The organism is Streptomyces sp. NPDC048383, assembly GCF_040651775.1.
Lineage (GTDB): Bacteria > Actinomycetota > Actinomycetes > Streptomycetales > Streptomycetaceae > Streptomyces.
Map to the genome: position 1 here is coordinate 1 of NZ_JBEZKS010000034.1, position 19,662 is coordinate 19,662.

At 71.5% G+C, this 19,662-nt stretch carries 20 protein-coding genes; 11 read left to right on the plus strand and 9 right to left on the minus strand.

The genetic code is table 11. The features are described from left to right. Positions 1 to 135 precede the first annotated feature (135 nt). From AB0D46_RS22570 to AB0D46_RS22580, 3 genes are all read right to left on the minus strand, one after another. A complete protein-coding gene (locus tag AB0D46_RS22570) occupies positions 136 to 1,509 on the minus strand; it encodes a DUF2637 domain-containing protein (RefSeq protein ID WP_362879873.1) in 1,374 nt (457 codons plus the stop codon). 89 nt (positions 1,510 to 1,598) lie between these two features. Next, entirely contained in the window at positions 1,599 to 2,414 is an 816-nt protein-coding gene (locus AB0D46_RS22575) for a DUF3558 domain-containing protein (RefSeq protein ID WP_362879874.1), read from the minus strand. A 136-nt stretch (positions 2,415 to 2,550) separates the two neighbouring features. Next, positions 2,551 to 3,516, minus strand: a complete 966-nt coding sequence (locus AB0D46_RS22580) for a DUF3558 domain-containing protein (protein ID WP_362879875.1) — start codon at positions 3,514 to 3,516, stop codon at positions 2,551 to 2,553. A gap of 176 nt (positions 3,517 to 3,692) precedes the next feature. Between AB0D46_RS22580 and AB0D46_RS22585 the strand changes: the two genes are divergently transcribed. Further along, the gene (locus AB0D46_RS22585) at positions 3,693 to 4,886 is read left to right on the plus strand and encodes an RtcB family protein (RefSeq protein WP_362879876.1); all 1,194 of its coding nucleotides are present in this window, start codon (positions 3,693 to 3,695) and stop codon (positions 4,884 to 4,886) included. Between the two features lie 53 nt (positions 4,887 to 4,939). Here the strand turns inward: AB0D46_RS22585 and AB0D46_RS22590 are convergent, their stop codons facing one another. Continuing rightward, positions 4,940 to 5,770, minus strand: coding sequence for a hypothetical protein (locus tag AB0D46_RS22590; RefSeq protein WP_362879972.1), 831 nt, complete (start codon positions 5,768 to 5,770; stop codon positions 4,940 to 4,942). Between the two features lie 367 nt (positions 5,771 to 6,137). On the opposite strand from AB0D46_RS22590, the gene AB0D46_RS22595 reads away from it, so the two are divergent. Both AB0D46_RS22595 and AB0D46_RS22600 read left to right on the plus strand, forming a co-directional pair. Beyond that, positions 6,138 to 7,268 carry a hypothetical protein gene (locus tag AB0D46_RS22595; protein ID WP_362879877.1) on the plus strand — a complete coding sequence of 377 codons (1,131 nt, stop codon included), beginning with the start codon at positions 6,138 to 6,140 and terminating at the stop codon, positions 7,266 to 7,268. A gap of 78 nt (positions 7,269 to 7,346) precedes the next feature. Further along, entirely contained in the window at positions 7,347 to 7,682 is a 336-nt protein-coding gene (locus tag AB0D46_RS22600; protein ID WP_362879878.1) for a hypothetical protein, read from the plus strand. A 33-nt stretch (positions 7,683 to 7,715) separates the two neighbouring features. Here the strand turns inward: AB0D46_RS22600 and AB0D46_RS22605 are convergent, their stop codons facing one another. Further along, entirely contained in the window at positions 7,716 to 8,486 is a 771-nt protein-coding gene (locus AB0D46_RS22605; RefSeq protein ID WP_362879879.1) for an SDR family oxidoreductase, read from the minus strand. Positions 8,487 to 8,575: 89 nt separating this feature from the next. Then, entirely contained in the window at positions 8,576 to 8,911 is a 336-nt protein-coding gene (locus AB0D46_RS22610) for a YnfA family protein (RefSeq protein WP_362879880.1), read from the minus strand. 132 nt (positions 8,912 to 9,043) lie between these two features. Between AB0D46_RS22610 and AB0D46_RS22615 the strand changes: the two genes are divergently transcribed. Next, positions 9,044 to 9,511, plus strand: coding sequence for a hypothetical protein (locus tag AB0D46_RS22615; protein WP_362879881.1), 468 nt, complete (start codon positions 9,044 to 9,046; stop codon positions 9,509 to 9,511). Positions 9,512 to 9,615: 104 nt separating this feature from the next. Here AB0D46_RS22615 and AB0D46_RS22620 read toward each other — a convergent pair whose 3' ends face one another. From AB0D46_RS22620 to AB0D46_RS22630, 3 genes are all read right to left on the minus strand, one after another. Continuing rightward, positions 9,616 to 10,350: a Mut7-C RNAse domain-containing protein gene (locus tag AB0D46_RS22620; protein ID WP_362879882.1), complete on the minus strand. Its 735-nt coding sequence runs from the start codon at positions 10,348 to 10,350 to the stop codon at positions 9,616 to 9,618. A gap of 154 nt (positions 10,351 to 10,504) precedes the next feature. Further along, a complete protein-coding gene (locus AB0D46_RS22625) occupies positions 10,505 to 11,026 on the minus strand; it encodes a GNAT family N-acetyltransferase (protein ID WP_362879883.1) in 522 nt (173 codons plus the stop codon). Between the two features lie 69 nt (positions 11,027 to 11,095). After that, positions 11,096 to 11,713 carry a hypothetical protein gene (locus AB0D46_RS22630; RefSeq protein ID WP_362879884.1) on the minus strand — a complete coding sequence of 206 codons (618 nt, stop codon included), beginning with the start codon at positions 11,711 to 11,713 and terminating at the stop codon, positions 11,096 to 11,098. A gap of 133 nt (positions 11,714 to 11,846) precedes the next feature. On the opposite strand from AB0D46_RS22630, the gene hemL reads away from it, so the two are divergent. The 7 genes from hemL to ccsB all read left to right on the plus strand — a co-directional run bounded on the left by hemL (position 11,847) and on the right by ccsB (position 19,657). After that, positions 11,847 to 13,181: a glutamate-1-semialdehyde 2,1-aminomutase gene (gene hemL, locus AB0D46_RS22635; RefSeq protein WP_362879885.1), complete on the plus strand. Its 1,335-nt coding sequence runs from the start codon at positions 11,847 to 11,849 to the stop codon at positions 13,179 to 13,181. A 23-nt stretch (positions 13,182 to 13,204) separates the two neighbouring features. Further along, positions 13,205 to 13,852, plus strand: coding sequence for a histidine phosphatase family protein (locus AB0D46_RS22640; protein WP_362879974.1), 648 nt, complete (start codon positions 13,205 to 13,207; stop codon positions 13,850 to 13,852). A 257-nt stretch (positions 13,853 to 14,109) separates the two neighbouring features. After that, positions 14,110 to 15,345: a hypothetical protein gene (locus AB0D46_RS22645; RefSeq protein WP_362879886.1), complete on the plus strand. Its 1,236-nt coding sequence runs from the start codon at positions 14,110 to 14,112 to the stop codon at positions 15,343 to 15,345. Between the two features lie 66 nt (positions 15,346 to 15,411). Further along, entirely contained in the window at positions 15,412 to 16,053 is a 642-nt protein-coding gene (locus tag AB0D46_RS22650; RefSeq protein ID WP_362879887.1) for a TlpA disulfide reductase family protein, read from the plus strand. 4 nt (positions 16,054 to 16,057) lie between these two features. Further along, entirely contained in the window at positions 16,058 to 16,831 is a 774-nt protein-coding gene (locus AB0D46_RS22655; protein WP_362879888.1) for a cytochrome c biogenesis protein CcdA, read from the plus strand. 13 nt (positions 16,832 to 16,844) lie between these two features. Continuing rightward, on the plus strand, positions 16,845 to 18,581 hold the full coding sequence (locus tag AB0D46_RS22660) for a cytochrome c biogenesis protein ResB (protein ID WP_362879889.1): 1,737 nt from the start codon (positions 16,845 to 16,847) through the stop codon (positions 18,579 to 18,581). Further along, the gene (ccsB, locus tag AB0D46_RS22665) at positions 18,578 to 19,657 is read left to right on the plus strand and encodes a c-type cytochrome biogenesis protein CcsB (RefSeq protein ID WP_362879890.1); all 1,080 of its coding nucleotides are present in this window, start codon (positions 18,578 to 18,580) and stop codon (positions 19,655 to 19,657) included. The genes AB0D46_RS22660 and ccsB overlap by 4 nt, the downstream gene beginning before the upstream one ends. The last annotated feature ends 5 nt before the right edge of the window (positions 19,658 to 19,662 follow it).

The following is a 19,662-nucleotide window of genomic DNA, read 5'->3' on the forward strand; positions in this document are numbered from 1 at the left end:
TCGTCCACGAAAGTGACCTCCCGCAGGTTGGGCAGCAGGTCGAGATCGTCGAGCGACCTGACGTCGAACAGGTCGTCCTCGCCGTCCCAGGCGGGCGTCCGCGTTCGTCCGGTGGCGGGTCGTCCGTCCGGTGGCTCAGGCGATGAAGTCGTTCTCCAGGTCGCGCTGGTAGCGCTGCTTCAGCGTCGGCATCATCGCGTCGATGAACGAGACGCTGTCCGGGTGGATGGGCCCGTACAGCTCCGTGAGGGCCTGGTCCACCTGCTTGGCGCTCGGGTGCCCGTTGCGCTCCTCGACGTACGCGCGGTACGCCTCGTACGCCGCTTCCTCGAACTTCTCCTGGTCCAGGTCCGCGCCGGCCTCGTCCCGGGGGGCGGGTACGGGCGACTGCTCGGCCGGAGCCGCCGGGGCCGCCGGGGCCGCCGGGGCCGCCGGGGGTACGGGGGTCTGCGCCGCCGGGGTCTCGACCTGCTGGGGGTTGTAGTCGCCCTTGTACTTGGTCGCGTCCGGGGCCACGGGACCGGCGAACCAGGCGCTGTTGTGGGCGGCGGGCATGGCCGTCGGGTCCACCGCGAAGGCCGGCGGGGTGTGCGCGGCGGCGGGCTGGGGCTGGACCGCGGGCTGCGGCTGGGGTTGGGGCTGCGGCTGGTCCGGTGCCCGCACCTGGTCCGGGACCGTGGGGCCGGCCGTCGTCCCCTGCTCGGGGTGTGCGGGGGCGGCCGCCGCCGGCAGGGCCGGGGCGGCGGGGCCGGCCTGGGTGACCTGCGCGGCGGGGGCGGCTTCCGTCGCCGTAGCCGTCGTTGCCGGGGGCAGCAGGACCGGGTCGATGCCCGCCGCCGCCAGGCCCTCCGGGGCGGTCTGCGACAACGGGACGCCGATCCGGGCCAGCCGCAGCGGCATCAGCGCCTCCACCGGCGCCTTGCGGCGCCAGGCCCGCCCGTACCGGGCCTGGAGGCGCGCCTGGTAGATCAACCGGTCCTGCTCCATGGTGACGGCCTGCTCGTAGGAGCGCAGCTCCCACAGCTTCATCCGGCGCCACAGCTTGAACGTGGGGATGGGGGAGAGCAGCCAGCGCGTGATGCGCACGCCCTCCATGTGCCGGTCCGCGGTGATGTCCGCGATCCGGCCCACGGCGTGCCGGGCGGCCTCGACCGTGACCACGAACAGGATCGGGATCACGGCGTGCATGCCGACACCGAGCGGATCCGGCCAGGCCGCCGCGCCGTTGAACGCGATGGTCGCCGCGGTCAGCAGCCAGGCGGTCTGGCGGAGCAGGGGGAACGGGATCCGCATCCAGGTCAGCAGCAGGTCCAGCGCCAGCAGGACGCAGATGCCCGCGTCGATGCCGATCGGGAACACCAGCGAGAAGCTGCCGAACCCTTTTTGCAGGGCCAGGGCCCGTACGGCGGAGTACGAACCCGCAAAACCGATGCCCGCGATGACCAGGGCTCCGGCGACCACGACACCGATGAGTATCCGGTGCGTACGTGTCAGCTGCATCGCGGCCACACGCGATCCCCTCCCCTGTTCGAGCTACGGCAGGCACAGCGTACGGGTGACTGGATGTCAGTGGTCCCGTAGGTCCCCCCAGCGGCGTGCTACTGGGCCGGAGCCGATGCGGACTCGGAAGCGGAACCCGACGGTGCGGCCGACGGGGAGCCCTCGCCGGCGGACTGCGAAGGCGCCGCCTCCTGGTTCGCGGTGGCGATCGACGCCACGCTCTCCTTGGCCGCCGCGATGGCGTTCTCCAGCAGCTTCTTCTTGTCCGGGGCGCCGGCGCCCTCGTAGGCGGCGCCGTTGTAGTCGACGGTGATCACGACGTTCTGGGTGCGGGTCACGATGGTCGTGTTCGAGAAGTCGACGTCCTTCTTGACCGCGTACACGACGGACGAGGCCTGGTCGCCGACCCCGCCGGCCTGCTCGACCTTGACGTCGTTCGCGCCCTCGGTGGTCTTCGACGCCTCGATTTGCTTGTTGTACTGCTCCTCGGCGCGCTTGTTGCCGCTGCCGAGCGAGGCGTGCGAGTCGTAGCGCACGAGGGAGATGGACAGCCAGCGGTACTGCGAGCCCTTCAGGCCGTCCGTGTCGAGGCCGTTCCAGGAGCAGCTGGCGCGGCTGGCGAGGTCGTTCGACTTGGTCGCCGTGCCGTTCTTCTCCTTCGCCTCGGGGACGTAGGTGTCGATGGACTTCGCCGCGACGGTCTTGCAGGGGTCGGGCAGCTTCGCGAACGCCACCTTCTCCAGCACGGGCGCCGCCTTCGCGCTCGGCTTGGACGACGCGGTGGATTCGGACTTCTTGCCGGAGTCCTTCGCCGAGTCCTTGCCCGAGTCGGAGGAGCACCCGGCGACGGTGAGTATCACCGGGACGGCTGCGCAGGCGAGGACGCGGGTGAGGCGCGAGGCTGATCGGTGCATGGTTCCTTCAGACGTTGAGGGTCTACTTTCGGACCCGTTGCGGGCGCGGGACCCGTGCAACGGTAGCCCGACCGGGCGTCCGCCTGCTGTGCGCGCCGTCACGCGGGCCGCGCGCAACCCCCGGCGGGCGGGGCTGTCAGTCGCTGAACCGCTCCACCAGGGCCTCGGCCAACACGCGGGCCTTGTCCTGCGTTTCCGTACTCGGGGGCACGGTGCCCGGCCCGGTCGGCTGGACGCTGTACTCGACGGTGACGATCACGTTCGAGGTGCGGAACACGATCCGTACGGTGCGTGGCCGGGCGGCGGTGGCGCCGGCCGCGCTCAGCTTGTCGTCGAGGTAGGCCTCGTCGCCGAGCCCCTCCAGGACCCGGGAGCCGAGCTCGGGCGGGGCGCTGGGGGAGGGCGAACCGGAGGGGGAACCGGCAGGGGAACCGGAAGGCGCACCGGAGCCGGAGGCGGACGGCGCGGCGGGGCCGCTCGCGGGGGGCGCGGAGGGCGCCGTCGAGGGGGCGGCGGGCGGTGCGGTGGTCGGGGGGTTCGGGGCGGGGTTCGCGCCCGGGTTGGCGCCCGGCGCCGTGCCGGGGTTCGCGCCGGGGGTTCCGCCCGGGGTTCCGCCGGGGGTGGTGACCGGGCCGGGGAACGGCAGCTGGGCCGCCGTCAGCCGGCTGACGTAGACCTCGTGCGCCTTCTCGTCGTCGCTCGTGGTGGCGCGGTCGTACGAGACCACCCGCTCGAAGTTCACCGACAGCAGCAGGGTCCCCTCGGGGACCTGCGAGTTCCAGCGGCAGCCGACGTGCCGGTCGCCGTCGTACGAGGCGTCCGCGATCCCCTCGTAGAGCCGCTCGCGCGCCTCGGTGGTGAGGGAGTCGGCGGCCGGGAGCATCGCCCTGAGCGGCTTGCCGTCGGCGGCCTTGCACGGTTGCGGCAGGCTGCGGTACTTCCCGGGCTGGGCCGGCGCGGCGGTGCTGCCGCCGTTCTTCGGGTCGTTCGTACCGCCGCCGTTGCCGTCGGTGCAGCCGCTGAGGCCCGTCACGGCGGCCGCGATCGCGGTGAGCATCGCGATGCCCGGGAGGACCCGCCGACGTACCGTCTTGCGCTCCACGTCCACTGGCTCCCTGGCTCCCTGGGGAAAATGCGTTGCCGCGACTTGGGCGCGGATGGACACAATGTCTATCGCACACGCTGGTGCCGGCGCCGGTCCCCTGACTGTTTTGGGGTGATGAGCGCCGCTTTTTTCGTATTCCTAATTTTCTGTGGTTTCCGGGGGTTTGACGCCGTATGTCGTACGTAGAGGTTTCGGGAGGAAAGGTCCCGATCCGCATGTGGACGGATCCGGCGTCGGTCGAGGACAGCGCGATGCGCCAACTCCACAACACCGCCGGCCTCCCGTGGATCAAGGGCCTGGCCGTCATGCCGGACGTCCACTACGGCAAGGGCGCCACGGTCGGCTCGGTCATCGCCATGAAGGACGCGGTCTGTCCGGCGGCGGTGGGCGTCGACATCGGCTGCGGCATGTCCGCGGTGAAGACCTCCCTGACGGCGAACGACCTGCCGGGCGACCTGTCGAAACTGCGGTCCCGCATCGAGCAGGTGATTCCGGTGGGGGCGGGCATGCACCGCGAGGCCGTTGACCCGACCCGCCTGTACGGGTTCACCGATGCGGGGTTCGGGGACCTGTGGCAGCGCTTCGACCACGTCGCGGACGCGGTGAAGTTCCGTCGGGAGCGGGCTGGGCGACAAATGGGAAGTTTGGGGCAAGGCAACCACTTCTGGGAACTTTGTATCGATGTCTCCGGTTCGGTGTGGATCATGTTGCACTCCGGATCCCGGAACATCGGCAACGAGTTGGCGGACTTCCACATCAACGTTGCCCGTGGGCTCTCCCACAACCAGGGCCTGGTCGACCGGGACCTCGCGGTGTTCCTCGCGGCGACGCCGGAGATGCGCGCCTACCGGGACGACCTCTTCTGGGCGCAGGAGTACGCGAAGTACAACCGCGCCGTGATGATGAGCCTCTCGAAGGAGGTCATCCGGAAGGAGTTCCGGAAGGCCAAGGTCTCCTTCGACCAGGAGATCAGTTGCCACCACAACTACGTGGCGGAGGAGCGGTACGACGGCATGGACCTGCTGGTCACGCGGAAGGGCGCGATCCGCGCCGGCAGCGGTGAGTACGGGATCATCCCGGGTTCCATGGGGACGGGCTCGTACATCGTGAAGGGCCTCGGCAACGAGAAGTCCTACAACTCCGCCTCGCACGGCGCGGGCCGCCGGATGAGCCGTACGGCGGCGAAGAAGCGGTTCTCGGCGCGCGACCTGGTGGAGCAGACGCAGGGCGTGGAGTGCCGCAAGGACTCCGGGGTCGTGGACGAGATCCCGGCCGCCTACAAGTCGATCGACCAGGTCATCGAGCAGCAGACCGACCTGGTCCAGGTCGTCGCGAAGCTGAAGCAGGTCATCTGCATCAAGGGCTGAACAGACCGTGCGAGGGGCGCCACTTCGGTGGCGCCCCTCGCACGTGCCCTCGCTTACTGCGGGGCGACGGCGACCCGGCCGCTGCGGATCCGCCACAGGCGCATGACGCAACTCTGTTCAGTGCGGTCCAGGGCCGTGGCCGCCGCGGCCGCGTCACCGAGGCGGACGAGTACGGCGTCGTCCTGGGCGGTCCAGGGACGTCGCGGCGGGGCCACCCGCATCCCGGCGGGCCTGATCCAAGCCTGGATCGCGTCGGCGTTCGCCCTTTTGTGGGCGAGGGCGAGGCAGCCGTCGTAGTAGAGGTGCGCGGCCAGTTGCTGGGCCGTCTCCTTGTAGTAGCAGACGTTGTAGACGCCGTCCCGCGCGTTTCGGGAGATGGTGCGCCCCGTTCCGGTGATCTTCTTGCCGTAGTGGCAGAGGAAGGCCGCCAGGGCCGTGCTCGCCGAGGTCAGGGACAGGAACGGAAAACCCTGGGCGGTCCAGCCGAGGGACCCGTCCGCGTCGATGATTCCGCGGAGGTAGTCGGGGCGGGCGAAGTCGGTGCGCGGCGGTTTGACGCTCAGGGACTTCTTGCCGTAAGGAATGCCGAGTTCGTTGATGATGGTCCTGGCCTCAAGAGAGCACAGGGTCCAGGTCGCCGAATGGTGAAGCTCTGAGAAGTTCGTGCTCCTCGTGCGTTCGGTGATGGAGCTGGAGTAGGGCGTGAGCCGCTGGAACTCGCGGAGAATGTGGATGTCCCGAGCGTTGATCTCAGCGATGAGCTTGCCCTTTTGTCCTTGACCTTGGGCGAGGTGCCCGTCGGCCTGGAGGAAGCCGAACATGTAGGCGTACTCGGGGATTCGGAGATCCATGAAGCGCGAGGCGCTAGGGTCCTGGTCGGCCATGAGGAAGCTGATCCCTTCCTTGTGGGTGAGGCCCTCACCCGGGACTGCCATCCCGGGTGAGGGCTGTTTCCTTTCGCCCGACGGTAGGTTGCGCGTTCGCCCGACTTGGTCGCTTTGGCGAGCCATCACTCGAACGTGTGGCGGAATGTTCCGTTCTTCATGGAGGCGCCCTTGACCGACTCCGCCCGCACGGCTGGGGGTTCCCGAACCCCTCGCCTTTCGGGTGGTTGGCAATGGAGCGCCGGGTCATCCGGGAGGGGCGCGGTCGGCGCTGTTCCGATCGTGATCCGGGCGCGTCCGGGATGTGGTCGGCGGCGTGTTTCCATGCGCTGTTCCGGTCGTTCGGTGGGTGGGGGAGTGGGTCGTCGTGGCTGGTCGGTGGCGGGTGCGGGCGGTGGTGGCCGGGGTGGTGGCGGTATGCGTGCTCGGGGTCGGTGGGTGTGCGGGCGGGGATGCCGACGCCAAGGCTGCCGCGCGGCCTTCGGTGGCGCCCGTGGCGACGGTGATCGGGGTGTGGCAGGCGCAGCAGGTGTTCGACCGGTACGTCGCGGCGCGCGGGGCGGCCGTCGCGGGGCTGGACGCCGACGGCTTCGCCCGGGTGGAGACCGGGCCGCTGCTGGCGGAGAGCCTGGCCGTGATCGAGGCGCGGCGCAAACGGAAGGCCGACTGGGAGGCGGGGGTGTTCCGGCGGCCGGAGTTCCTGATTCCGGCGGAGCGGGACCAGCCCGGGTACCCGCGTACGTTCGTCGCGTTGAGTCGGGGTGATTCGCCGATCGACAACCCGCGGGCGCGCGCCGTGCACTACTTCGTCCAGGAGGCGGCGGGAGCGGAGTGGAAGGCGGCCGTCCTGTCCTGGGTGTACGACACGCCCCGCAAGGCAGGGGTGTTCGAGGACAACGCCGGCGCGCTCCACGGCTACGACGTGCGACCCCGTGAGGTCGCGGCTTTCGTGCGGGGCGCGGGGGGCGAGGCCGCGCTCTCGCCGAGGGCCGACGCGGACCGGGAGGTGTGCGGGCGGTACGCGGAGTGGATGAGCTTCACCGCGCCGGAGGGCCGGACGGAGAGCGCGGACTTCGTGCCGGGTCCGTTGACGAGCGGGGTGGTCGAGGCGGCCAACGCGGCGGCCGGTGGGAACTGGCGGATCGTGACCCGGGAGCAAGCCTTCGCGCCGGCGGCCGGCGGGGTCGAGCTGCCGGTGGTCCGGTTGGCGGACGGGAAGGCGCTGGTGACGTGCGCGTTCACCCGGACCGATCGGTGGACGGGCGACCGTTCGGTGACGTTCCCGCAGGGCGGCGTGGGTTCGCACGCCGACGTGGAGGTGCTGCTGGGCGCCGGGGAAGCGCCGCAGAGCGGTGGGGAGTCGCGCCGGTGGCGGCGGACGACGGTGCGGTGGAGCGTGACGGTGACGTTGGAGGTGCCGGAGCGGGGTCCGGCCGAGGCGGTGGCGTGCAACTGCCTCCGTCCGCGCCCACTTTCGGCGGAGGGAGACCCCGAGTAGGACCGCGACGGCGAAGGTGTTCTGGACCGGGGTGTGTGGCATGGGGAGATCCCGTGTGCTCGTCGCCGTGCTCGCTCGGTGAAGGACGCCGAGGTGTGCGGGGCCCGTGAGCGGGTGGAGGCTCCCTTCGGGAGAGCGCCGGAGCTGCTGCGGCCGACGTACGGGGTCGTGAACGACGACGTGCGGCTCGCGGCGAAGGCGTGCGGGGACAAGGCGCTGATCACCTGGACGCACGCCTTCACGACCTGGGGGCAGACGCCGCCGACGCCGCGGCTGCGGGCGGGGGACATCGTGCTGCCGCACGTCACGCCGACGCCGGCGGCCGACCTCCGGTGTGCCTTGGACGCGGCGAGGGCCGCCGGGCTGGAGCCGGCGGCCCTCGTGCGGCACCTGAAGTCGGCCGGGTTGGTCTGACCGGCGCGGCCGGACCGGGTCGGCCCCGAGGGGTTACAGCTCGCGGTGGACCTTCGTGTTCGAGGCCTGGGCGCGGGGGCGGACGACCAGGAGGTCGATGTTGACGTGGCTGGGGCGGGTCACCGCCCAGGTGATGGTGTCGGCCACGTCGTCGGCGGACAGGGGCTCGGCCACGCCCGCGTAGACCTTGGCGGCCTTCTCGGTGTCGCCGCGGAAGCGGGTGGTGGCGAACTCGTCGGTCTTGACCATGCCGGGCGCGATCTCGATGACGCGGACCGGCTGGCCGACGATCTCCAGGCGCAGGGTCTCGGCGATGACGCGGGCGCCGTTCTTGGCGGCGACGTAGCCCGCGCCGCCCTCGTAGGTGGAGTGGCCCGCGGTGGAGGAGAGGACGACGACCGTGCCGTCACCCGAGGCGGTGAGGGCCGGGAGCAGGGCCTGGGTCACGTGGAGCGTGCCGATGACGTTGACCTCGTACATCGTGCGCCAGTCCGCGGGGTCACCGGTGGCGACGGGCTCGGCGCCGAGGGCGCCGCCGGCGTTGTTGACGAGGACGTCGACGGAGGGGAAGCGCTCCAAGGAGACGGCGAAGGCGTCGACGGCGCCCCGGTCGGTGACGTCGAGGGCGTGGGGGGTGGCCTCGTGGCCCGCGGCGGTGAGCTCGGCGGCGAGGGCCTCGATGCGGTCCTTGCGGCGGGCGGTGAGGACGACGTGGTAGCCGGCTGCGGCGAGCTGCCGGGCGGTGGCCGCGCCGATTCCGCTGCTCGCGCCGGTGATAACGGCGGTGCGGGTGGCCGTGCTCATGGGCGGGGCTCCTCGTTCGTTCGTACGGGCGATTTCCGTCAGCATAGGCCGGGACGGGAGGTCGGGCGGGCGCGTGTCGGGCCGCCCGCTCAGTGACTGCGTGGCGCGTACATGATGATGGCCATGCCGGCGAGGCAGACGAGGGCGCCCGTGACGTCCCAGCGGTCGGGCCGGTAGCCGTCGGCGACCATGCCCCAGACCAGGGACCCCGCGACGAAGACCCCGCCGTAGGCGGCCAGGACCCGGGCGAAGTCGCCGTCGGGCTGGAGGGTGGCGACGAACCCGTACAGGCCGAGCGCGATCACGCCGGCGCCGATCCAGGCCCAGCCCCGGTGTTCGCGCACGCCCTGCCAGACGAGCCAGGCGCCGCCGATCTCCAGGAGGGCGGCGAGGACGAAGAGGAGCGCGGAGCGGGCGATCGGCATGGCCGGAAGCCTACGCAGGCGGACGGGGCGGGGGTCGTCCGGCGAATGGGGGGAGGGCTCGCCCTCGTTCGTGTGATGGTCCGATCGGGGGGCGGGCGGGCCGGCTAGCGTCCGCGCGAGGAGGTGGTCGCGGTGCGTCGTGGTGCCGTACGGAGTGTGGTGGTGGCGAGCCTGCTGGTGCTCGGCGGGGCCGGGCAGGCCGGCGCCTGGGCGGGACCGGAGGCCGATCTGGCCTACCACGGGCGGGTGTCCCTGACCCAGGGGCAGCTGCGGGTGTGGATGGTCCCGGAGAACGATGGCCCCTCGGCGCTGGCGAACGCGACCCTGCGGGTCCGCCTGTCGGTGGACCTCGCCGACGTGCAGCACCTCGCCGGGGGCTGTGCGCGGGCCGGACAGCGCGAGGTGGTCTGCGAGACGGGCCCGCTCCCGGAGCACGGCAGGGGCCGGCACATCGGGCTGGCGCTGAACCTGCGGGAGCGGCCGTCGGAGGTGGTGGTGCGGATCGACACCTGGTGGAACGGCGGGGCGACCGACCGCAACCGCACCAACGACGACCACGTGGTGTTGGCCCTGGACACGGGCGACGACTACGCGTTCTGAGCGGCGGCGCCCCGAGCGGGGCGCGCGGTGCCGGGCGGCGCGCGGTGCCGGGCCGGCGTCTTCGATACCGGTCGCCCGCGCTCGGGCCGCCCCGCGCCCCCGTACTACCCCGCGCCGCCGCCGAACTCCGCCACCGCGTCGACCACGATGCGTTCCAGGCGGGCGTGGTGCGCGCCGCGCCAGTAGACGCGTTCGCAGGCCGTGCACTCGGCGAAGACGTCGTACGAGCGCTGCGTGCCGTGTTCCAGCCGGTCGCCGACGCTGTCCTTGTCGGCCGCGCTCAGCGGGCCGTTGCAGGCGGTGCAGCGGGTCCAGGGGGTGAGCACGGGGGCGAACCGACCCAGGACGTCGCGCAGTTGCTCGTCGGGGTTGTCGCTGTAGACGTACGCGCCCGCGAACAGCTCGCGGCGGCGCAGCAGTCCACGGTCGCGGGAGAGCAGGACGCGTTGTTCGGCCGCGGAGCGGGTGGCGAGGGCGGGGTCGCCGATGTCCTCGTTCTCGTACGCGGCGTCGACGCCGAGCAGCCGCAACCGGCGGGCGAGGGTGCCGAGGTGGACGTCGAGCAGGAAGCGCAGCGGTGCGCCGGCGACCCGTTGGGGCCGGTCCACGCCGAACACCTCGACGGACTCCCCCTCGCGGGGGACGTACGAGAGGGGTACCTCGGTGCCGTCGACGAGCAGTCGGCCGACCTCGGTCAGGGGGACGCCCGCCGACTCGACGACGTGGCCGACGCTGGACGCGCCGTCGGTGGTGGTCGGTACGCGTTCGGCGCGCCGGCTGGGCGGGGCGAAGAGGCGCAGTTCGGGGGCGAGGGTGAGCTGAATGTCGGGACCGTTCACGGGGTCAGCATGCCATCGCGGTCCCGGCCCGCGCCGCCGGATTACGGCGGTCGCGCCCGCCGCCGGAACGGCCGGAACCGAGCGGGCGGAGGGCACGGAGCCGAGCGGGTCGAACGGCCGGGCGGCCGGAGCGCCCGCGCGCCCGCCCGCCGGTTCAGGAAGCGGTCGGGGTCAGCTCCAGGCGCCAGTCGTTGCTGGGGTGCGGAACGCCGGCCGGGTACTCGAAGTCGACCTCCCCCCGGCAGGTGAACCCGCCGCGCCGGCAGACCGCGTTGGACGCCGGGTGGTCGATGCCAGGGAAGGCGTGCATGGCGCGGCGGTTGCCGTGGGCGGTGGCGTGGCGGACGAGTTCCGCCAGGGCGGCGACCGCCAGGCCCCGGCCCTGGAACTCGGGGAGGACGGCCCAACCGGTCTCGTACACCGGCTCGTCGCGCCAGTCCCGTTCCCAGTAGCCGATCGAGCCGACGGTCTCGTCCGTGTCCGTGAGCACCACCCGGAACATCCGTCCGGCGGCCGGTTCGCCGGCGCCGAGTTCCTGGTAGCGGCGGTGCCGGTCGGCGAGCTTCTCCGGTGACTCGGGTCCGCCGAGGTGCTCGGTCATGACGGGCTCGTTCTTGCGCTCCAGCAGCCAGAAGTCCCCGGCGGCCCAGGGCTCCAACCGTACGTGTGTCTCCATGGACCCACGCTACGCACCCCGGCGCCCGGCCGGCCCTCCGCGCGGGTCGGCCCGGTCTGGTCGGCCCGGTCAGGGCCAGACCAGGCAGTACGGCTGGTGGCCCGCCTCGTGGAGGCGGTGGGAGAAGTCCTGCCACTCGTGCAGGAGCTGGTAGACGTTGAACGCGTCCCGCGGGCCGCCGCGGTCGGGGACCGTGGACCAGATGAAGGCGGCCGCGCCGACGGATTCCTCTCCCACGCCGCGCAGCGGGTCGACGACCGTCATGGGGAGCTTGACCACCGCGTAGTCGGGGTGGAGGACGACCAGCTCCAGCGGCGGAACCTTGTGGAGGGGTATGCCCTCGATGCCGGTCAGCACCATGGCGGCGACCGTCTCCGGCTTGATCTTGGTGAACATGCCGCCGGTGCCGAGCTCGTCGCCGCCCAGTTCCTCCGGCCGCATCGTGACGGGGACGCGGGCGGCGGTCGCGCCGTCGGGGGCGCCGAAGTACTTGTAGGTCACTCCCATGCCGCGGCCCCGGGGGAGGCCGTCCGGGCCGAGGGCGCCGTCAGGGTCTCGGGTGGGGCCCGGTACGGGGTCCGCGGCTTCCGCTCCGCGGCGCCGGTGCTTGCCTCGGCGGCGGGCATCACGGGCGCGCTGCGGGTCCAGGCCGTCCGTGCCCTCGCCCGGTCCACCACCGCGTTGCATATCTCCACCCGACTGGTATTGCCTGCCCCGGCCCCGCGGCCCCCGCCACGCAGCCTGATCATCATGGCAGTGACCTCCCCCGCGGCGGCGCGGTGAAACGCCCGTCCGCAAGTCTGTCGCGGCCTCTGAGACCATGGCTGGTGTGAGCTACCCGTACCCGTATGAAGCCCCAGTTTCGCAGACGCTCTTCGAGCGCGCGTCCCTCGTGACCCCCGGCGGCGTGAACTCTCCGGTCCGCGCCTTCCGTGCCGTGGGCGGTACGCCCCGGTTCATGGTGTCCGGTACCGGTCCCTACCTGACCGATGCCGACGGGCGTGAGTACGTCGACCTGGTCTGCTCGTGGGGACCGATGATTCTCGGCCACTCCCACCCGCAGGTGATCGAGGCCGTCCAGGCCGCCGTTGCCCGCGGCACGTCCTTCGGCACGCCCGGTGAGGGCGAGGTCGCCCTCGGCGAGGAGATCGTCGCCCGCATCGAGCCCGTCGAGCAGGTGCGCCTGGTGTCGTCCGGCACCGAGGCGACCATGTCGGCGATCCGGCTGGCCCGTGGTTTCACCGGCCGCGCCAAGATCGTCAAGTTCGCCGGTTGCTATCACGGACACGTCGACGCCCTGCTGGCCGCCGCCGGTTCCGGACTCGCGACCTTCGCGCTCCCGGACACCCCGGGCGTGACGGGCGCGCAGGCCGGGGACACGATCGTGCTGCCCTACAACGACCTGGAGGCCGTCCGGGCCGCGTTCGCCGCGCACCCCGGCGAGATCGCCTGTGTGATCACCGAGGCGGCGCCCGGCAACATGGGCGTCGTGACCCCGGGCGAGGGCTTCAACCAGGGGCTCGCCGACCTGTGCCGGGAGAACGGCGCCCTGTACATCTCCGACGAGGTGATGACGGGATTCCGTACCTCCCGCGCCGGTTGGTACGGCGTCGACGGGGTCAAGCCCGACCTGATGACCTTCGGCAAGGTCATGGGCGGCGGCTTCCCGGCGGCGGCCTTCGGCGGGCGCGCCGACGTGATGGGGCACCTGGCCCCGGCCGGCCCGGTCTACCAGGCGGGCACGCTGTCCGGTAACCCGATCGCCACGGCCGCCGGTCTCGCGCAGCTGCGGCTGCTGGACGACGCGGCGTACGAGAAGGTCGACGCGGTCTCCCGGGAGATCCAGGGTCTGGTGACCGGCGCGCTGACCAAGGAGGGCGTCGCGCACCGGTTGCAGACGGCCTCCAACATGTTCTCCGTGTTCTTCACGGCGGACGAGGTCCGCACCTACGACGACGCGAAGAAGCAGGAGAGCTTCCGCTTCAACGGGTTCTTCCACTCGATGCTGGCGCAGGGCGTCTACCTGCCGCCGTCGGCGTTCGAGTCCTGGTTCGTGTCCACGGCGCACGACGAGCGGGCGGTCGAGCGCATCGCCGCCGCCCTGCCGGCCGCGGCCCGCGCCGCCGCCGAGGCGAAGCCGGAGGCAGGCGCGTGAGCGACATCACCGTGGTCCACCTCATGCGGCACGGCGAGGTGCACAACCCGGACGGCGTCCTCTACGGCCGCCGGGCCGGCTACCACCTCTCCGAGCTCGGCCGGCAGATGGCCGACCGGGTCGCCGAGCACCTCCAGGACCGGGACATCAGCCACGTGGTGGCGTCCCCGCTGGAGCGGGCGCAGGAGACGGCCGTGCCGATCGCCAAGACGCACGGCCTGGACCTGGCCACCGACGGGCGGTTGTTGGAGGCGGGCAACGTCTTCGAGGGCAAGACCTTCGGCGTCGGCGACGGCGCGCTGCGCCGGCCGGGCAACTGGAAGCACCTGACGAACCCGTTCAAGCCGTCCTGGGGCGAGCCGTACGTAGAGCAGGTCGTGCGGATGATGAGCGCGATCGAGGCGGCGCGGGACGCCGCGCGCGGGCACGAGGCGGTGGCGGTCAGCCACCAGCTGCCCATCTGGATCGTGCGCAGCTTCGCGGAGAAGCGGCGGCTGTGGCACGACCCGCGGCGCCGGCAGTGCACGTTGGCCTCGCTGACGTCGTTCACGTACCAGGGCGAGCGGCTGGTGTCGGTGGGCTACAGCGAGCCGGCGCGCGACCTGGTTCCGGCCCACCTGTTGGCCGGGGCGAAGCCGGTGAAGGGCAAGTCGAAGGCCTTCGGGGCCTGATTCCCGCTCGGCCGGGGGGCCGTGCGATCCCCCCGGCCCGGGCCCGCCGCCGTCCTCGGTCGAGCGGACCCGCCGCCGGCCGCCCCGGCGCCCCCGCTGCCTGACGACCCCGGCGCCGCCGCGACCGCGCCTCGCGGTCCGGTTGCGCCGTGAAGGTCAAAAGGACGCCATGGTTGGGGATGGGTTCGCTCAAGTTCCGTGCGCTCGGGCGGGGCGGGGTGTCGGCGCCCCTGGATTGTCCGTTTATATGACATTTCATGAGCGACGTACGAGACTTCAGTCGAAGGACACTGCTCGGACTCGGTGCTGCCGCCGCCGCCGCGATGGGTGTCGCGGGCTGTGGCGGCGGAGGCGGCGGATCCGAACAGGGCGGCGCGGGGCCGGACTCCACCGCGGGCCCCGCGAAACCCGACGCCAAGCCGATCGGTGACGGCTCCACCGCCGACACCGGCGGGCAGCCCCGGCAGCCCCCGGCGCCCGTGCCACTCCAGCCGGGCGAGACGCCGCCGCAGTTCGTCGTCTTCAGTTGGGACGGGGCGGGCGAGGTCGGCAACGGCCTGTTCCCGCGCTTCCTCAAGCTCGCCCGCGACCACGACGCGACCATGACCTTCTTCCTCTCCGGCCTCTATCTGCTGCCCGAGTCGAAGAAGCACCTCTACAAGCCGCCGCGCAACCCCGTCGGGGCCTCCGACATCGGCTACCTCAAGGACGAGAACATCCGCGCCACCCTCGGCCACGTCCGCCAGGCCTGGCTCGACGGGCACGAGATCGGCACCCACTTCAACGGCCACTTCTGCGCCGGCCCCGGCTCCGTGGCCCGCTGGACCTCCGAGGACTGGCGCACCGAGATCGACCAGGCCGTGTCGTTCGTCACGGGCTGGCGCACCAACACGGGCTTCGTCGATCTCGAACCGCTGCCCTTCGACTACCGCAAGGAACTGGTCGGCGGGCGCACCCCCTGCCTGCTGGGCCGCGACACCCTGCTGCCCGTCGCCCGCGATCTGGGCTGGCGCTACGACGCCAGTTCGCCCGGCGGCCTGCAGACCTGGCCGGTGAAGAAGGAAGGGATCTGGGACCTGCCGCTCCAGTCGCTGCCCTTCCCCGGGCACTCCTTCGACGTGCTGTCGATGGACTACAACATCCTCGCCAACCAGTCGAAGAACTCGACGAAGGGCGTCCCCGCCAACTACCCCGGCTGGCGCTCCCAGGCCACCGCCACCTACCTCGGCGGCTTCCGACGGGCCTACGAGACCAACCGCGCTCCCCTCTTCATAGGCAACCACTTCGAGGAGTGGAACGGCGGCATCTACATGGACGCCGTCGAGGAGGCCCTCAAGAGCATGGCGGGCAAAAAGGACGTACGCCTCATATCCTTCCGGCAGTTCACCGACTGGCTGGACGTCCAGGACCCCGCCGTACTGGCCAAACTGCACGCCCTCGGACCGGGCAAGCAGCCGGACGGTGGCTGGTCCACGTACCTCTCCCGTACCTGACCAGCGCATTGACTTCGCGTCGGGGGGTGCGGAAGATCCGCAAATCGGTCATGCGAAACTTTTCACATGAGCCTTAGCCGCGCCCTTCGCCGCCGAAGTAGCCGCCGCTCGACCAGCGGCCGCGCCGCCCTGCTGACCGCGGTGGCCCTCGCGAGCGCCCTGACCCTGACGGCGTGCGGCGACGGGGACGGCGGCAAGCCCTCCGGGTCCGCCGGCGGCAACTACGTGGCGGGCCCCAGCGGCATCGCCACCGTCGCCGCGGCCGACCGCAAGGAAGCCCCCAAGCTCGACGGCGAGACGGTCGCCGGCCCGACGCTCGACACGACCACCCTCAAGGGCAAGGTCGTCGTCCTCAACGTCTGGGGCTCCTGGTGCCCGCCGTGCCGCGCCGAGGCCCCGTACTTCGCGAAGGTGTCGAAGGAGATGGCCGACGCCGGCAAGGACGTCACCTTCGTCGGCCTCAACACCCGCGACAACAGCAAGCAGAACGCGGCCTCCTTCGAGGAGACGTACGGGATCACCTACCCCAGCCTCTACGACCCGGACGGCAAGCTGATGCTCCGCTTCCCCAAGGGCACGCTGAACCCGCAGGCCATCCCCTCCACGATCGTCCTCGACAAGCAGGGCCGGATCGCGGCCCGCGCCCTCGTCGCGCTCAACGAGGAGCAGCTGCGCTCGATGATCGACCCGCTCCTCGCGGAGAAGTGACCTCGTGGTCGAGTACCTCCTGGCCGCCGAGCCGATCGGCGTCAACACCACGGTCCTGAACGGCGGCCTGCTGGCCGCCCTGCCGATCGCCCTGTTCGGCGGTCTGGTGTCCTTCTTCTCGCCCTGCGTGCTGCCGCTGGTCCCCGGCTACCTGTCGTACGTCACCGGCGTCGGCGGGGTGGACCTCGCCGAGGCGCGGCGCGGCCGGATGGTCGCCGGGGCCACCCTCTTCGTCCTCGGCTTCACCGCCGTCTTCGTCTCGACCGGCGCGCTCTTCGGGTACTTCGGCCAGACGTTGCAGGCCCACCAGGACGTGATCTCCCGGGTGCTCGGCGCCCTGGTGATCGTCCTCGGCCTGTTCTTCATGGGGCTCATCCCCGGCCTGACGATGCGCGAGTTCCGCTTCCACAGGAAGCCGACGGCGGGACTGCTCGGCGCGCCCGTGCTCGGCGTCCTGTTCGGCGTCGGCTGGACGCCCTGCATGGGCCCGACCTTCGCAGCCGTCAACAGCCTCGCCTTCGAGCAGGCGAGCGCCGGCCGCGGCGCGCTGCTGACCACCGTCTTCTGCCTCGGACTCGGCGTACCGTTCATCCTCGCCGCCGTCGCCTTCCGCAAGGCGCTCGGAGCGTTCGGCTGGGTGAAGAAGCACTACGCGTGGGTGATGCGCATCGGCGGCGGCATGCTGGTCCTCACCGGCATCCTGCTCGTCACAGGATGGTGGGGCAGCATCGTCATGGAGATGCAGAGCTGGAGCGAGAGCTTCACGGTGGGGATCTGAGGACTACACGGACATGAGTACGACCGACAGGGCGCCCGGCGAGGCGCCGCACGACTCCGCCCCCGCGGACCCCACCGAAGTCGTCGACCCCGCCGCGGACGCCACCGACGCAGCGGCCGGCGCGCAGCTGTCCACGGCCCCGCTGGAGGACGCGCCGTCGGCCCCCGTCGGCATCGGCGTGATCGGCTGGGCCCGCTGGTTCTGGCGGCAGCTCACCTCCATGCGGGTGGCGCTGATCCTGCTCTTCCTGCTGTCCCTCGGCTCGATCCCCGGCTCGCTCGTCCCGCAGACGCAGGTCGACGCGATGAAGGTCGCCGAGTGGAAGGACGCGCACGAGTTCTGGGTGCCGATCGCCGAGAAGCTCCAGCTGTTCGACGTCTACAGCTCGGTGTGGTTCTCCGCGATCTACATCCTGCTGTTCGTGTCGCTCATCGGCTGCATCGTGCCGCGCACCTGGCAGTTCGTCGGCCAGCTCACCGGCCGCCCGCCGGCCGCCCCCCGGCGCCTGGACCGGCTGCCGGCGTACGCGACCTGGCGCACGGAGAAGTCCCCCGAGGAGGTCCTCGCCTCGGCGAGGACCCTGCTGGGCGGCCGGCGCTTCCGTACGGAGGCCTCCGGGACGGCCGTCGCCGCCGAGAAGGGCTACCTTCGCGAGGCCGGGAACCTGGCCTTCCACATCGCCCTGATCTTCATGCTGGTGGCCTTCGCGGTCGGGCAGCTCTACAAGTCCGAGGGCGGCAAGCTCGTCCTGCGCGGCAAGGGCTTCTCGAACACGCTGACCCAGTACGACGACTTCAAGTACGGCGGCCTCTTCTCGCCCGACAGCCTGCCGCCGTTCTCGTTCACCCTGGACAAGTTCGACGCGACGTACGAGACGAGCGGCCCGCAGAAGGGCACCCCGCGCGACTTCAAGGCGTACGTCTCCTTCAGCGAGGGCGCGCACGGCAAGCCGGTCAGGACCGAGATCGAGGTCAACAAGCCGCTGGAGGTCGACGGCTCCAAGATCTTCCTCCTCGGCCACGGCTACGCGCCGGTCATCTCGGTGACCGCGCCCGACGGCAAGGTGATCTACAAGGACGCCGTGCCGATGCTGCCCTTCGACGCGAACCTCAGCTCCTCGGGCGCCATCAAGGTCACCGACGGCTACAAGGACAAGGACGGCAAGGCGGAGCAGCTCGGCTTCAACGCCATGTTCGTGCCGACCTTCGCCGGCGAGGGCCATGGCACGATGCTCTCGCAGTTCCCGGCGCTGGACTTCCCCGTCCTCGCGCTCAGCGCCTACCACGGCAGCCTCGGCGTCGACTCGGGCCTGCCGCAGAACGTGTACCAGCTGAACACCTCGAAGATGAAGGAGTTCAAGGACGAGCAGGGCGAGCTGTTCAAGAAGCGGCTGCTGCCCGGCGAGACGATGACCCTGCCGGACGGCGCGGGCACCGTGAAGTTCGAGGGCATCGAGCGCTGGGCGACCTTCTCGGTCACCCAGCAGCCCGCCAACGGCCTCGCCCTCGCGGGCGCCGTCGTCGCCATCGGCGGTCTGGCCGCCTCACTGTTCATCCAGCGCCGCCGGATCTGGGTCCGGGCGGTGACCGGCAAGGACGGCGTCACCGTCGTCGAGATGGCGGGCCTCGGCCGCAGCGAGTCCGCCAGGCTCCCGGAGGAACTCGCGGTGCTGTCCGCCGCCCTCCACCAGCAGGCGCCCTCGGCGCCCGGACAACCTGTCAAGGAAAACGTTGAAGGGGAGCGCGGATGACGCCGCTCGCAGTCGCAGCCAATGAGAACCTGGCGCAGATCAGCAACTACCTGATCTATTCGTCGATGGCGGTCTACACGCTCGCCTTCCTCGCGCACATCGCCGAGTGGACCTTCGGCAGCCGCAGCAAGGTGGCCCGAACGGCCGCGGCGCTGACGGCGCCGCAACCGGCCGGGGCGCCCGCGGTGCAGGTCCGCGGCAAGGGCGGCACCGCCGTCCTCGACAAGCCGAAGGTCATCACCCGCTCGGCCACCGGCTCGCGCGACGTGCCGGACGGCCCCGGCGCCGCCGGCGGGGACCAGCAGGGCGACCTGTACGGGCGGGTCGCGGTCTCGCTGACCGCGCTCGGCTTCCTCATCGAGGCGGCCGGCGTCGTGGCCCGCGCGCTGTCGGTGCAGCGGGCCCCCTGGGGCAACATGTACGAGTTCTCGATCACCTTCTCCACGGTGGCCGTCGGCGCGTACCTGGTGCTCCTCGCGCTGAAGAAGAACGTCCGCTGGCTCGGTCTGATCCTGGTCACCACCGTCCTGCTGGACCTCGGCATCGCGGTCAAGGTGCTCTACACGGACAGCGACCAGCTGGTGCCGGCGCTGGACTCGTACTGGCTGTGGATCCACGTCTCCACCGCCATCTTCTGCGGCGCCGTCTTCTACATCGGCGCGGCAGGCGCGGTGCTCTACCTGTTCCGCGACAGCTACGAGAGCCACCTGGAGGCGGGCCGCACGCCGGGCCGCTTCCGCACCTCGGTGATGGAGCGGCTGCCCTCCTCGGCCTCGCTCGACAAGTTCTCGTACCGCATCAACGCGGCCGTCTTCCCGCTGTGGACGTTCACCATCGTCGCCGGCGCGATCTGGGCGGGCGACGCCTGGGGCCGTTACTGGGGCTGGGACCCCAAGGAGGTCTGGTCGTTCGTGACGTGGGTCGCGTACGCCTGCTACCTGCACGCGCGGGCCACGGCCGGCTGGAAGGGCCGCAAGGCCGCCTACCTGGCGTTGTTCGCGTTCGCCTGCTGGATCTGGAACTACTACGGCGTGAACATCCTGCTCAGCGGCAAGCACTCGTACGCGGGCGTCTGACGCCC

Bases quoted from the DNA above. Each gene is read 5' to 3' on its own strand.
- AB0D46_RS22590 (WP_362879972.1), bottom strand. From the start codon at position 5,770: ATGGCCGACCAGGACCCTAGCGCCTCGCGCTTCATGGATCTCCGAATC.
- ccsB (WP_362879890.1), top strand. From the start codon at position 18,578: ATGACGCCGCTCGCAGTCGCAGCCAATGAGAACCTGGCGCAGATCAGC.
- AB0D46_RS22585 (WP_362879876.1), top strand. From the start codon at position 3,693: ATGTCGTACGTAGAGGTTTCGGGAGGAAAGGTCCCGATCCGCATGTGG.
- AB0D46_RS22660 (WP_362879889.1), top strand. From the start codon at position 16,845: ATGAGTACGACCGACAGGGCGCCCGGCGAGGCGCCGCACGACTCCGCC.
- AB0D46_RS22610 (WP_362879880.1), bottom strand. From the start codon at position 8,911: ATGCCGATCGCCCGCTCCGCGCTCCTCTTCGTCCTCGCCGCCCTCCTG.
- AB0D46_RS22645 (WP_362879886.1), top strand. From the start codon at position 14,110: ATGAGCGACGTACGAGACTTCAGTCGAAGGACACTGCTCGGACTCGGT.
- AB0D46_RS22630 (WP_362879884.1), bottom strand. From the start codon at position 11,713: ATGCAACGCGGTGGTGGACCGGGCGAGGGCACGGACGGCCTGGACCCG.
- AB0D46_RS22640 (WP_362879974.1), top strand. From the start codon at position 13,205: ATGCGGCACGGCGAGGTGCACAACCCGGACGGCGTCCTCTACGGCCGC.
- AB0D46_RS22575 (WP_362879874.1), bottom strand. From the start codon at position 2,414: ATGCACCGATCAGCCTCGCGCCTCACCCGCGTCCTCGCCTGCGCAGCC.
- AB0D46_RS22605 (WP_362879879.1), bottom strand. From the start codon at position 8,486: ATGAGCACGGCCACCCGCACCGCCGTTATCACCGGCGCGAGCAGCGGA.
- AB0D46_RS22650 (WP_362879887.1), top strand. From the start codon at position 15,412: ATGAGCCTTAGCCGCGCCCTTCGCCGCCGAAGTAGCCGCCGCTCGACC.
- hemL (WP_362879885.1), top strand. From the start codon at position 11,847: ATGGCTGGTGTGAGCTACCCGTACCCGTATGAAGCCCCAGTTTCGCAG.
- AB0D46_RS22625 (WP_362879883.1), bottom strand. From the start codon at position 11,026: ATGGAGACACACGTACGGTTGGAGCCCTGGGCCGCCGGGGACTTCTGG.